Genomic DNA, 13,691 nt, shown 5'->3' with positions numbered 1-13,691 from the left:
CTTAATTCCTCCAACGATTTTCAAGATATGTAGACAGCTTAGATACTGGGTAACAAATGGCAAAATAAAGAATCAAAATTGTACCATAAATCCAGAAAGAAGCTGTTGGAATAGTCAGGCGGTTACTATCGATAATCTGCTGACCAACCTTGGTCACCTCAACCACGCCAATCAAAACCACCAAAGATGTGGTCTTAATCATCCGTGTCACCAGGTTAATAGCCTGAGGCAACAAGCGACGCAGGACTTGCGGAATAATGACATAGGTGTAGAGTTGCCCATTGGTCAAGCCAAGAGCCCTTCCACTATCAAACTGGTGTCTCGGTAGCGACGTGATTGACCCACGCACTAAATCGCCCATCTCAGCCGTTCCCCAAAGGGTAAAGACGATAATAGCCGATAGCTCACCTGAGATATTGATGTTAAAGTTCCTAGCAAGACCAAAATAGACAATAAAGAGCAAGACTAATTGAGGCATGATACGAATAAATTCTAGATAAATTCGTGACAAAAACCGAACAATCTTAGACTTCGAAGTCATGACAATCCCAAAAAGAGTTCCTAGTAAAAGGGAAAGAAGAACCGAAACGATTGAAATTCCAATAGTCACGCCTAAACCTTGTAAGATACGTAGGAAATTATTCCCCTGAAGAAGAACCTGAAATCCCGAATCCTGCATATCGTAACCTCCTTTCAATCCAACTAAAGACTAGAGAAATCGGTAGCAACATCAAGAGATAAGCCACCACCAACATTCCTAGAGCCACATCAGTTTCGTAGTAAAGACCCATCAAATCTTTGGCTACATACATCAAATCCGCCAAGGCTACCGCTGAGAATACTGATGTTTCCTTAATAAGGAAAATAACGTTGGCAGTAAATGACGGAAGCGCCACAGCCACTGCCTGAGGAAGGACCACATAGCGAAAGACTTGAAACGGCGTCAAGCCAATAGATAGGCCCACTTCATGCTGGGTCTGACTAACAGCCTCTAGACCACTTCGGAAGGACTCCGCCATATAGGAACCACCCAAGAAAATCAAACCTACCACAGCACAAGCCTCTGAGGATAGAACCAAACCGATACGAGGCAAACCAAAGTAGAGAAAGAAGAGCTGAATCAAAAATGGCGTATTACGAGACAGCTCAATATAAGCCGTCGAAAGCTGACTCAAAATTGGCACTCGGTAATGACGAATAACACTCACCACCAAGCCCAAAAGAAAGGACCCAATAATCCCCATAACAGCAATATGTAAGGTTAAAAAGAATGCCTTCTGATAGAAGGGCAAATACTGTTGAACAATGGACCAGTCCAAAACTTACCTCCTCAAAACAAGATACAAAGGGCGTGTGAAATTTCATAAAGCAAATAGGAAACTGACGACGTGTGCTGGCACACTAGGAAGTTTATCCTTTGCTCTAGGAATTTAGCCTGTGTTCAATTCCACAAGATACAAAGGGTGTGTAAAAATCCGTGAGCACCCACTGACATCTACTTCTAGCCCTTTGACCATCACTCGTCTCTGACGATATTTACGATAGGTGAATCTTCATCAAAAAGGAACGAATTGCTTTATGTCATTTGAAACGTTAGCTTTATTCTACCACCGCTGAGTTTTTTTGGATAATATGTATTTTTTATCAAGGTGATAAAGAAAAGATATAAATACAATCTGGATTTCTATAAAGAAAAAAACATCTCAATCTCAGAGATTTCTCCGAGACTAAGATGTCTGTCTTATAAATCATCGTTCTTAAATCAAATGACTTTCACGTTTGTCGAACATTTCTTGTCCCAAGGCTACCAATTCCTTGATAAGATCTGAGTAAGAGAGTCCCATATTTTCCCAAAGTAGTGGGTACATTGACCATTGAGTGAAACCTGGCATGGTGTTGAGCTCATTAAGGTAGATGGCTCCATCCTCTGTCAGGAAGAAATCACAGCGGGCAAGACCGCAACCCCCTAGAGCACGAAAGGCCTTGGCCGCGTAGGCACGCATTTGCGTCATGACTTCGACAGGCACGCGAGCTGGAATATCCATGGTAATCTTATTGTCAATGTACTTGGCTTGGTAATCATAGAAAGCCACGTCTTTGACCACTTCACCCGGATCAGTCGTTTTGACAGTCGTATTTCCAAGGATACCAACTTCGATTTCACGAGCAACTACACCTTGCTCAATCAAGATACGGCTATCATATTTGAGAGCAAGATCAATCGCTGAACGAAGCTCTGATTCATTTTCAGCTTTAGAAATCCCAACAGATGACCCCATGTTGGCTGGTTTGACAAAAACTGGAAAGGTCAATTTTTCAAGCGTCTCTGCTACTGCTGCTTCCAAATCTTCACCCTCGATGTAGACTGTGTAGGCAACCTGTGGTACTCCAGCAACTTCAAGAATACGCTTGGTCATAATCTTGTCCATAGCTACACTTGATGAAAGAACATTGGTCCCCACGTATGGCAACTTGAGGGTTTCAAGGAAACCTTGGATAGAACCATCCTCACCCATAGGACCATGAAGCACAGGGAAGACCACAGCATCTTCTTCGTAGATATCGCTTGGTTTAATAACCTGACTAGCCTCAACTGTGTCATTAGTCATGAGCTTCTCATCATCACCTGGGGTTTCTATAAATTCTTGTGTTTTGATAAAATCACCAGACTGAGTGATAAAGTAGGTTTTAACCTCAAATGCGGTGTAATCTACTGCACGCATAACACTCTCAGCTGAGAGTACAGACACTTCACGTTCTGCTGAACGTCCACCATAGAGAAGGATAAGGGTTTGTTTAGACATAGGTACACCGTTTTCTTTTCTTGATTTTCTAGTCTCAGTTTAAAGAGAGAACAGTCTCCTTTTTGAGAACATAATTACCCTAATCATATCACAAAAGGAAGAGTTTTTCAAAAAGATTATGGACAGAAAAAACAGCCTAAGAGCTGTTTCATTCCTATCTTAAATTTCGTCACCAAGCTCGAACTTAGTGCCTTTTAGGGCAAGTTTGAGAGACCATTTCCAAGGTTTCCCTTCGATAGTGACTTGTTTGTTTTCGAGGTCAACTTGGACCTTGTCTACACCTTTGACAGCGGAGAGTCTTTCAGTAACGGTGTTAACACATCCTTGGCATTTCATTCCTGTGATTTTATAAGTTTTTGTCATTTTTCTTTCTTCCTTTTCTTTAATTAGTTTTCAATACACCTTAAGCGGCGGGAGTTGTAAGTAATTGACACTTAAATTTTGCAGCGCTTGAGACGCAGAGAATTAAAAACGACCGAAACAGAGCTAAAGCTCATGGCAAGTCCTGCTATCATTGGATCAAGAAGGGGACCTCCAAAGAGGTGGAGGACACCCATAGCCACTGGGATAGACAAAATATTGTAGATAAAGGCCCAAAAGAGGTTTTCTTTAATCGTTGTGATAGTCGCCTGACTAACTTTCAAAGCCTTGACCACATCCATGAGGTTGGGTTTCATAAGGACCATATCCGCACTTTCCATGGCAATTTCTGTCCCTGATCCCATGGCAATACCGATATCAGCAGTCGCAAGGGCTGGGGCATCATTGATACCATCACCAACCATGATGACTGATTTTCCTTCTACTTGGAGGTCGCTAATCACTCTAGATTTTTCTTGCGGAAGCACTTGACTGATGACACGTTTGATGCCAACCTTTTGAGCGATGGCTTGGGCTGTTTGGTCATTATCACCAGTCAACATGATGACTTCCTTGCCCATTTGATGAAGAGCCGCCACCATATCTGCACTATCTGCTTTAACCTGATCGGATACACCAAAGAGTCCGATTAAGTTGCCATCTTCAGCTAGGAATATAGGAGTTTCACCATCAGCTGTCAAGTTTTGGAAATCAGTTTGTGCTGAAGTCAAGTCGACTTTTTCCTCTGCCATAAGAGTTTGGTTCCCAGCTAGATAAGTCTTGCCTGCATAGCTGGCAGTAAGTCCTCGTCCAGTCAAACTTGAGAAATTGTCCATCTCTAACACGTCCAAGTTAGCATTTTCTGCTGCTAAAAGAATTGCTTGACCCAAGGGGTGTTCAGACTTGGCTTCCAATGATGCCAAAAGTTGTAAGGCTACTCCACTATTGCCATAGGTATAGCTAGAAACCAACTGAGGTTTCCCTTGAGTAATGGTTCCTGTCTTGTCAAAAACGAGGACGTCAGCCTTGTGAGCTAGCTCGAGCACATCCCCACGCTTGTAGAGAATACCGTGCTCAGCGCCAAGCCCTGTACCAACCATGATAGCTGTCGGTGTCGCAAGTCCCAATGCACATGGACAAGCAATGACCAAGACACTAACTGCTACAGTCATGGCAAAAGTAAAGGTTTGTCCCATGATAAAGTACCAAAAGAGGCCAGATACAAAGGCGATAGCCATGACAACAGGAACAAAGACTGCTGACACCTGATCGGCTATCTTGGCAATAGGTGCCTTGGTTTGTTGGGCATCTTCAACCAATTTAATGATTTGGGAAAGCAAGGTGTCCTTACCAATCTTTTCAGCCTCATAAATTAAGCTACCTTGACCATTAATAGAACCTGCAAACACTGGTTTACCAACAGATTTTTCAATAGGGAGGGACTCACCTGTTAGCATACTCTCATCAATCGCAGAGCTACCTGAAATCACCTGACCATCCACGGCTATCTTTTCCCCAGGTTTGACCACAATATGGTCACCAAGAACAACCTTATCCACAGGAAGCTTGACTTCCTTACCGTCCCGAAGAACGGTTGCCTCCTTGGCTGACAAGTGCATGAGTTTCTTGATAGCATCTGAAGTCCGACCTTTAGAGAGGGTTTCAAAATACTTACCTAGAGTAATCAGGGTCAAGATAACAGCTACCGACTCATAATAAAGTTGGTGGGCGTGATGGACATGCCCCAAAGAAATGTGATAAGTACCAAAGAGACTATAAAGAAAGGCCGCTGAAGTTGCCAAGGCTACCAAAGCGTCCATGTTAGGATGACCCTTGGCCAAAGTACGAAAACCATTACTATAGAAGGAACGACCCAACCACATAACGGGCACTGTCAAAATCAAAAGCACCAAGGCATAGGTCAAGGCTGCATGGTGAGGAGACAAGAAGTTTGGCACAGGCAAACCGACCATTGGCCCCATAGCTAGATAAAAGAGAGGAATGGTGAAGACCGATGACCAAATGAGGCGCTCACGCACCTTGTGGATTTTGTCTTCTTCACGTTCTTCCTGACTTTTAGCTGTATCTGGATTGTAGACTTGGGCTTCATAACCAGCGTCAGCCACAGCTTTTTCAATAGCTTCTGGACTAACCTTGTTCCCAGAGTAATCCACAGACATTTTTTCCGTGGTCAGATTAACAACAGCCTTGTCCACACCATCCAAATTATTCACAGCATTTTCAACATTGGCCACACAGGACGCACAAGTCATCCCATTAACCACAAAAGTTTCTTTTGACATTTTCTAATTCACCTCCATATGATGCCCACAAGCGCATTGGCCAGGCACACAGTCACAAACCACCTGATCCACAGGTGCTTTTGCTAAAAGCAAGGCCTGCAACTTATCCACATCAGCTTGCGTCATTGGTGTCTTTGCGATGAGTTGACCCAATAAATCGCTATGTTTGGTCAAACAAATCTTGTCAAAAACAGCCTCTAAAGCCTGAAAATTCGCCTCATCTTCACCTAGGCTAGCTTGATAGATAAACCCGCGTCCTTGACGCTGACTGGTTAGGTAACCCTTATCCGCCAAACGTCCAATCAAGGTCTTAACTGTCGAAGCCGACCAGTCTAGCTTCTTAGCTAGAATCTCTATAATCTCTGAAGAAGTCGCTTGCCCCTTAGCCCAGAGCACTCGCATGACTTCCCATTCTGCAGATGAAATTGCCAACATAATAGTTCCTTTCTGAATGCTTTTATTTGTTTACATTTGTAGATTTATTTTAACACTATTATAGAAAGGTGTCAAGAATTTTATCTACATTTGTAGATTTATTTTTGATGAAAAATACTCCCCATTTCTGGAGAGCATCATCTGCTATTTTTCAAAATGTGAGCCGAATGTAACAAATTCAGCGACTTCTTCTTCCTTACCGTCGTGCAGGTCACGGACAATTTTTGATCCCACGATAACACCGTCTGACACAGCATTAAAGCGTTTAATGTCTTCCTCTGTTGACACACCAAAACCTGTGAGAACTGGAATGTCTGCATAGGCAGTCAAGTTAGATAAGTGTTTATCAAGGTCATCACGGTAATTAACAGTCTTACCAGTAGCACCATTGATGGCAACGGCGTAGATAAAGCCTTCTGCACCATCAATCAACTGTTTCTGACGATCAATGCCTGTAGTCAAGCTGATCAAAGGCACGAGAGCAATGTCACTGTCTCTCAAATAAGGAGTGATAAAGTCAGCATGTTCATTTGGCAAATCAGGAATGATGAGCCCCTTGACAGAAGTCTCTGCTAAATCTTTGACAAAGGCTTCAATACAATACTGATAAACTGGGTTGATGTAGGTCATGATAACCAAAGGCACCTGTGTCTTTTTTTCTTGAAGCTTCTTGATGATAGCTGTCAAAGTCACGTCTTTAGCCAAACTACGTTGTCCTGCTAGTTCAATAATGGTACCATCAGCCACTGGGTCAGACCATGGAATACCCACCTCGATAGCTGAAACACCGCTATTTTCTAAGAGAGTAATAGTCTCAAAGAGGCCGTCCAGACCTTTAGCGTGGTCACCAGCCATGATATAGGGTACGAAAATACCGCGTTTACTGTCTTTGATAGCTTGTAGGTGTTTTGTTAGTGTTTTTGTCATGGTTTATTTCCCTTCTGCTTCAGCTTCAAAACGTTCTTTAACCTGCATAACGTCCTTGTCCCCACGACCTGAGAGGCAGACGATGAGGCTTTGATCTGGCGACATCTTAGCTGCCACTTTTTGTGCAAGCGCAATGGCATGGCTAGACTCAAGAGCTGGGATAATACCTTCCAAACGTGACAGCAGTTTGAACCCTTCTAGCGCTTCTTCATCTGTGATAGAGTCGTAAGTCGCACGTCCTATTTCGTTGAAATAACAGTGCTCAGGACCAACCCCTGGGTAGTCCAGACCAGCTGAGATAGAGAAAGCTTCCATTATTTGACCATGAGCATCTTGGAGGACATCCATAAGGGCTCCATGAAGGATACCTGGGCGACCTTTGGCAAAGGTTGCGGCGTGTTTTTCAGTATCAAGTCCCAAACCAGAAGCCTCAGCACCATACATAGCTACTAATTTATCATTGACAAATGGGTAGAACATGCCGATAGCATTTGAACCACCACCGATACAAGCCATTACAGCATCAGGCAGTTTCCCGCCAGAAATCTCTGCATATTGGCGTTTGGCTTCACGACCGATAACAGATTGGAAATCACGAACAATTTCTGGGAATGGTGCTGGACCAAGGGCAGATCCCATGATGTAATGAGTATCCTCGATACCTGCAACCCAAGCACGAAGAGCAGCATTTACAGCGTCCTTAAGCACGCGTGAGCCATCGGTAACACTGAAAACTTTGGCACCAAGCAACTCCATACGGAAAACGTTAAGCGCCTGACGTTTCACATCTTCCTCACCCATATAGATGGTACAGTCCATGTCGAAAAGAGCAGCGGCTGTCGCTGTTGCGACACCGTGTTGACCTGCACCAGTTTCGGCGATGATTTTCTTCTTACCCATACGTTTAGCAAGCAAGACTTGACCGAGGGCATTGTTAATCTTGTGGGCCCCAGTGTGGTTAAGGTCTTCACGTTTAAGGTAAATTTGCGCTCCACCGATATGATCTGTCAAACGTTTGGTGTAGTAAAGAGGTGTTTCACGGCCCACATAGTTTTTAAGGAGGTCATCCAATTCCGCTTGGAAACTTGAATCTTCTTTGGCTTCACGATAGGCCTTATCCAATTCAATAACGGCTGTCATCAGCGTTTCGGGAACGAACTGACCGCCGAATTTTCCGTAAAATCCTTTTGCATCAGGTTGTTGATATGTCATGCTTTCACTCTTTCTATAAATGCTTTAATCTTCTTTAAATCCTTGTAACCATCTGTCTCTACACCTGAGGACACATCCAAGGCATAGGGATGGAAGGTTTCCTTGGCCTCTGCCACATTATCCACAGCCAAACCACCAGCGATAAAGTAGTCCTGTTCAATCTGCTTGTCAGCCAAGAGTTGCCAGTCAAAGGTCTGACCACTGCCGGCAATAGGAGCATCAAAAAGAAGATAACCCGCCTGGCTCTTGACTTGAGAATCACCATCCGAAATCTGAATTGCTCGAATAACTGGTACTGATATCTTTGGAATCAGATCTTCATCAAAAGTTCCATGAATCTGAACGATATCTAAGGGAACCTGACTAATCGCTTCTTCCAGTTCCTTAAGGATTGGTGAAACAAAGACACCAACGATTTTTGTCTGGCCTGTCACCCCTTTAGCCAACTCGTGAGCTTGTTCAAGACTCACTTGACGCTTGCTTTTGGCGAACACAAAACCAATATAGTCAGCACCTGCTTTAACTGCAGTGGCTACTGCTTCTGGTGTCGACAGTCCACAAATTTTAACCTTTGTCAATTTGCAACTCCTTGACCTTTTTAGCTACATTGTCAGCCGTCATAAGGGCAGTTCCTACCAGAATCCCATTAAAATATGGGGCAACTAGGTCAGCATCCTGACCTGTAAAAATAGCCGACTCAGAAATATAAACAGGTTTATCCTTGAAATGCGTCGATAACTCAAGACTGGTATTGATATCTGTCTCAAATGTCACCAAATTACGGTTGTTTACTCCGATAATTTCAGCACCAATACGGTGAGCCACTTCCAATTCTGGCAGATTATGCGTTTCAACCAAGACTTCCAAGCCAAGGCTAGTCGCAAAATCATAGAGCTCCTTGAGACGAGCTTCTGGCAAGGCCGCTACAATCAAGAGAATGACTGTCGCACCCGCATTACGGCTACGCACAATCTGTTTCTCATCAATAATGAAGTCCTTAGCCAAGGTTGGAATCGCTACCTGTGTCGAAATTTCTTTCAAATAGGAAATATCACCTTTGAAGAAGACTTCGTCAGTCAAAACTGAAATCATGGCTGCCCCATTTTCCTCATAGGTCTTGGCCTGAGCTACAATATCCACATCTAGGTTAATATCACCCATACTTGGACTGGCTTTCTTCACTTCAGAAATAATTTGCAACTTGTTTTGATTTGACTTGAGAAAATCATAAAGGCGATAGGTCTGACGCAAGGGCTGTAAGTCTTCCATGACCAACTGGGCCACTTCTTTTTCTTTTTGTTCTAGGATTGTTGGAAGAAAAGCTTTACTCATACTTGTACCTCTTGGAGTTTGCGAAGTTTCTCTAGGGCTGATCCGTCCGCAATTAATTGACGAGCAAGCTCAACACCTTCTTTAATGGTCCCAGCCTTACCATTGGCAAAGAAACCAAGACCTACATTAAGCACTGTTGTTTCAAGATAAGGACTAGCTTCATTTCTCAAGACACTAAGGAGAATCTCTGCATTTTCCTTGGCATCACCACCTGTGATATCAGACAACTCAACCTTTTCCATACCCAGATCTTCATAAGTAAAGGTGTGCTGGCTGATGTGACCATCTTCCAAAAGGGTGTAGGTGTTAGTACCATAGAGAGCAGCTTCGTCCATATTGTCAGGACCTGTGATAATAACCGCACGTTTTCTTCCCAACTGTTGAATAGCATTAGCAACAATCTCTTGCAGCTCCACACGATAGAGCCCCATGAGTTGCGTCTCAAGGTCAAGCGGATTAGCCAGTGGCCCAACCAAGTTCATAATCGTTGGAATCCCAAGAGCTTGGCGAGCTGGACCGATAAAACGCATGGCTGGGTGCATGGTTTGTGCAAAGATAAAGGCCAAACCAACCTCGTCAAGTGCTTTAGATAGGATTTCTGGTGATGCCGCAACGTTGATTCCAAGGACTTCAAGGACATCTGCCGAACCAGATTTAGAGGAAATCGAACGGTTACCAGCCTTAGCCATACGAATACCACCTGCTGCTAGGACAAAGCAAGCCGTTGTTGAAATGTTAAAGCTATAAGATTGGTCTCCACCAGTACCACAGTTACACATAGCATCTGTGAAGGTCTCAGGCAAGACCGTCGCATGTGATTTGAGGGCACGCACGATACCTGTGATTTCATCTGATGTTTCTCCCTTAATTTTAAGCCCCATAAGGAAGGAAGCGATTTGGCTTTCTGAGACTTCATTTTTGAGAATGCGGTCAAAGACTGCTTGGACTTGGTCTTGAGACAAGTCTTGTCGGTTTGAGATTTGTAGAAATATTTCTTTCATATCTGTTTTCCTTCTAAAGACGGTTCAATATTTTCCGATGCACGAGGAGATGTTTTGAGCCTAGATTTATCTAGTCAAAAGACTAACCAACTAGCCTGCAACAATTTTCACAAAATTTTCAACCATCTTGAGACCATCTGGACTTCCGATGCTCTCTGGGTGATATTGCAAACCATAAATTGGTAGCTCCTTATGTTGAATGGCCATGATTTCTTGATCATCAGTTGTGATGGCTGTCACATCAAAGCCCTCTGGCATTTGGTCAACAACGATGGAATGGTAACGCATGATTGGGACATCATTGTCAATATCCTTGAAAATTGGCGATGGCGTTTCAAAAGTAATATTGCTTTGTTTGCCATGCATGACATTCTTAGCCAAGCCAAGTTTACCACCAAAAGTTTCCGCAATAGCCTGGTGCCCCAAGCAAATTCCCATCATCGGTTTTTTACCAGCGAAATCCTTAATCAAGGCTTCCATTTTACCCGCATCAGCTGGCCAACCTGGACCCGGTGAAAAGACTAGCCCGTAAGCTTTTTCCGCCTCTTCATAGAGCTTCTCATCATCGTTACGTAAGACTTTCACCTCTGTAAATGTCCCTAGGTATTGTGCCAAATTATAGGTAAAAGAATCGTAGTTATCAACTAGTAAAATCATTGGACATCTCCTATTCTTGTCATAGCTTTCGCCTTATTAATCGTTTCATAAAATTCATTTTCAGGAACACTGTCATAGACAACACCTGCACCTGCCTGAACATAGGCTTTTTGATTTTTGAGAATCATAGTACGGATAGCAATGGCAAAGTCCATATCTCCTGTCGCAGACAGATAACCAATAGCTCCCGCATAAATACCACGTTTTTCCTGCTCAAGCTCATAGATACGACGCATAGCACGAATCTTAGGTGCTCCTGACACGGTTCCAGCTGGTAGAGTTGATTTTAGAGCATCAAGGGACGTCAACTCCGGTAAGAGTTGCCCCTTAACCACACTAGTAAGGTGCATCACATAGCGGAAATACTCAACCGCCATATACTTGGTCACCTTGACCGTACCATTTTTGGCAATCTTACCAATATCATTACGTCCCAAGTCAACCAACATACGGTGTTCCGCAGTTTCTTTAACATCATGTGAGAGTTCATCCGCCAAGGCAGCATCTTCAGCCTCATTGGCGCCACGAGGGCGAGTTCCAGCAATCGGATTGGTGAACACCTCTCCATTTTTCACTGAAACAAGGCTCTCTGGGCTGGCACCAATCACCTGATAATCTCCAAAATCATAGAAATAAAGGTAGTTTGATGGGTTGGTCACGCGCAAGTTACGGTAGTAATCCAAAGGATCTCCCTCAAAGTCCGCTGAAAAGCGTTGACTAAGCACACATTGGAACATATCTCCCTCACGAATGAGTTTCTTAGCCTTAGCCACCATATCCATGAAGACCTCTTTTTCGATATGATTCGAAAATTGCAAAGCTTGCAAGGCCTGAGGTGTAAACTCGTTTGGCGCCTGAGTCTGTAGGATCGTTACCACCTGACCAAGAGCTTGACGCACCGCATCGTTGTCACGGTCAGAGTAGATGTTGTCCTCAACCACATAAACCTTTTCCTTTTTGTGATCAAAAATCAAATAAGACTCATAGATGAAGAAATGCATATCAGGTGTCCCAATCGTATCTTCAGGAATCTCCCCGATATTTTCATAGAGACCAATCATATCATAACCTACAAATCCGATAGCACCACCTGCGAAAGGTAGGTCAGACTTGATGCCCTTGACTGTTACTTGGTCCAAGTATTCGAAAGGATCCTGATCAATCGCCTTACCATTTTCATAAAGAACACCATCCTTGAAGGTTACTTCAAAGACCGGATTGTAGGCAATAATAGAAAAACGTGCATTTTCCTTCTCACGAGGAATAGATTCAAGGATAACCTTGTGTTCCCCTTGAACACGCATATAAGCCAAGATTGGTGTTAAGGTATCGGCTGGTAAAATTTTTCTCATAGTATTTCCTTTCAAACTGGTTTATCGAGAGTAATAAGACTGATACAAGACTCCTTTATAGGATGTGTCGGCACCATTAGTGTTCTTTATTCACTTTCTCTTCCAAAGCAATAAAGGCTTGAATCATGCTTCGCCAAACACTTTCAGCCACATCTGGCGATAAGCCAAGCTCTAGTGCCTCCTTGCGACGGTTAGCTATGACTTGAGCAACACGATCATTCGCCCGGACTGCGGACTTATCTCCTTTTGGCTTCAGCCGCCCTGCCTTTTCCACAAGTATTTGACGTTGGGCCAGGAGTCGAATTAACTGACTATCAATATTATCAATATCACTTCGAATATCGTTTAATGCATCCATAATACCCAACCTTTCATTGAATAATGAAATAATACTCCTTTAAGGTAAATAGACCTTTAAAGATAAAAGTAAGCAAAAAACCTCACAGAGAAAAACTCTGTGAGGGCATTAAATCTAGTTTAACACGGTACCACCTCAGTTAATGGTCTCCAAAAAAACGACCATCATCTCTATCTCCTCTAACAAGGAGTTGCACGGTAAGGGGTGCCAACCGAGAAGAATATGTGTTACCTTCTCATTATCATCCAATCAGCCCAATGTTCACTCATCTCGATTACCTACTCACAATCACCGCAGGCTCCCTGAAAATCTAAGACCAGTTACTTTCTGATTTACTAACTATTGTACTCCTTTTTAAAAAGATGTCAAGAATTTTCTGTTAATTTTGACAATTCTTCTCCTATAGGTTTAGTCTATACCTAATCCAGATAGTGAGATAGTCTTGCCCCTAAGCTACACAAAATAAAAAAGCCCCCGAAAGGGACTTCTTGGGCTGATAAACAACGGCAGGGTGACAGTCCTGCATCTCTTTCAGTCCCGAAGGTGCGGCGGCTACCTCTTCCGCTCTCGTTGTTATTCCTTACCCATGTTATATCACATTTTCTTCGCTCTACCAGCATTTAGATAGTTTTTCAGCTTAGAATCTTTAATCACAAACATGGTACGGACATTAAGTTTATCACATAATGTAACCGCTACTAAAACATTACCATCAATACGTTTGATGTATTCCAAGGACTGGCCATCAGGATGGCGACCGATATAGTCCGGATGAGCAATAATCTCTGGAATACGTTCATAGATGGCATCAAAATCACTAAATTCCTGGCGATGTTTTTCCATATGCTTCTTACGTTGTGCAGACTGCGTGATGTCTTCACCAGGCTTGTAGTCTAAATTAAAAGCTTTAATGACTTTTGGCGTCAAGTGCCCTACTATTTTCATGCCTT

Annotated in this window: 15 protein-coding genes; all 15 read right to left on the bottom strand. The window is 43.2% G+C overall.

What is annotated here, in order from left to right:
* Position 1 precedes the first annotated feature (1 nt).
* Positions 2-679 (bottom strand): amino acid ABC transporter permease, encoded by a 678-nt coding sequence (locus tag NST05_RS03185; RefSeq protein WP_002951610.1) that lies wholly within the window; start codon positions 677-679, stop codon positions 2-4.
* Entirely contained in the window at positions 639-1,319 is a 681-nt protein-coding gene (locus NST05_RS03180; protein WP_164178260.1) for an amino acid ABC transporter permease, read from the bottom strand. Before NST05_RS03180 ends, NST05_RS03185 begins: the two co-directional genes overlap by 41 nt.
* 438 nt (positions 1,320-1,757) lie before the next feature.
* On the bottom strand, positions 1,758-2,804 hold the full coding sequence (locus NST05_RS03175) for a D-alanine--D-alanine ligase (protein ID WP_084829031.1): 1,047 nt from the start codon (positions 2,802-2,804) through the stop codon (positions 1,758-1,760).
* A gap of 159 nt (positions 2,805-2,963) precedes the next feature.
* Positions 2,964-3,167 (bottom strand): heavy-metal-associated domain-containing protein, encoded by a 204-nt coding sequence (locus tag NST05_RS03170; protein ID WP_084826109.1) that lies wholly within the window; start codon positions 3,165-3,167, stop codon positions 2,964-2,966.
* Between the two features lie 71 nt (positions 3,168-3,238).
* Positions 3,239-5,467 (bottom strand): heavy metal translocating P-type ATPase, encoded by a 2,229-nt coding sequence (locus NST05_RS03165; protein WP_084829032.1) that lies wholly within the window; start codon positions 5,465-5,467, stop codon positions 3,239-3,241.
* Between the two features lie 3 nt (positions 5,468-5,470).
* Entirely contained in the window at positions 5,471-5,902 is a 432-nt protein-coding gene (locus NST05_RS03160; RefSeq protein ID WP_014608622.1) for a CopY/TcrY family copper transport repressor, read from the bottom strand.
* A gap of 144 nt (positions 5,903-6,046) precedes the next feature.
* Positions 6,047-6,829 carry a tryptophan synthase subunit alpha gene (gene trpA, locus NST05_RS03155; RefSeq protein ID WP_084829033.1) on the bottom strand — a complete coding sequence of 261 codons (783 nt, stop codon included), beginning with the start codon at positions 6,827-6,829 and terminating at the stop codon, positions 6,047-6,049.
* A 3-nt stretch (positions 6,830-6,832) separates the two neighbouring features.
* On the bottom strand, positions 6,833-8,041 hold the full coding sequence (trpB, locus tag NST05_RS03150; RefSeq protein ID WP_084829034.1) for a tryptophan synthase subunit beta: 1,209 nt from the start codon (positions 8,039-8,041) through the stop codon (positions 6,833-6,835).
* Positions 8,038-8,619: a phosphoribosylanthranilate isomerase gene (locus NST05_RS03145; RefSeq protein ID WP_011681517.1), complete on the bottom strand. Its 582-nt coding sequence runs from the start codon at positions 8,617-8,619 to the stop codon at positions 8,038-8,040. Before NST05_RS03145 ends, trpB begins: the two co-directional genes overlap by 4 nt.
* Positions 8,606-9,373 (bottom strand): indole-3-glycerol phosphate synthase TrpC, encoded by a 768-nt coding sequence (gene trpC / locus NST05_RS03140; protein WP_084829035.1) that lies wholly within the window; start codon positions 9,371-9,373, stop codon positions 8,606-8,608. Before trpC ends, NST05_RS03145 begins: the two co-directional genes overlap by 14 nt.
* Positions 9,370-10,374 carry an anthranilate phosphoribosyltransferase gene (trpD, locus tag NST05_RS03135; RefSeq protein ID WP_011681519.1) on the bottom strand — a complete coding sequence of 335 codons (1,005 nt, stop codon included), beginning with the start codon at positions 10,372-10,374 and terminating at the stop codon, positions 9,370-9,372. Before trpD ends, trpC begins: the two co-directional genes overlap by 4 nt.
* A 90-nt stretch (positions 10,375-10,464) precedes the next feature.
* Positions 10,465-11,031, bottom strand: a complete 567-nt coding sequence (locus tag NST05_RS03130; protein WP_011681520.1) for an aminodeoxychorismate/anthranilate synthase component II — start codon at positions 11,029-11,031, stop codon at positions 10,465-10,467.
* Positions 11,028-12,383 (bottom strand): anthranilate synthase component I, encoded by a 1,356-nt coding sequence (gene trpE / locus NST05_RS03125; protein ID WP_084829036.1) that lies wholly within the window; start codon positions 12,381-12,383, stop codon positions 11,028-11,030. The genes NST05_RS03130 and trpE overlap by 4 nt, the downstream gene beginning before the upstream one ends.
* A gap of 76 nt (positions 12,384-12,459) precedes the next feature.
* On the bottom strand, positions 12,460-12,741 hold the full coding sequence (locus NST05_RS03120) for a chorismate mutase (protein WP_011681522.1): 282 nt from the start codon (positions 12,739-12,741) through the stop codon (positions 12,460-12,462).
* A 594-nt stretch (positions 12,742-13,335) separates the two neighbouring features.
* Positions 13,336-13,686, bottom strand: a complete 351-nt coding sequence (locus NST05_RS03115; protein WP_084829037.1) for a PBECR3 domain-containing polyvalent protein — start codon at positions 13,684-13,686, stop codon at positions 13,336-13,338.
* Positions 13,687-13,691 lie beyond the last annotated feature (5 nt).

The sequence above is a fragment of the Streptococcus sp. FSL E2-3494 genome, from assembly GCF_038007085.1.
Taxonomy (GTDB): domain Bacteria; phylum Bacillota; class Bacilli; order Lactobacillales; family Streptococcaceae; genus Streptococcus; species Streptococcus thermophilus.
The sequence above is the reverse complement of the archived record's forward strand: the minus strand, read 5'-3'. Positions and strand labels throughout refer to the sequence as shown.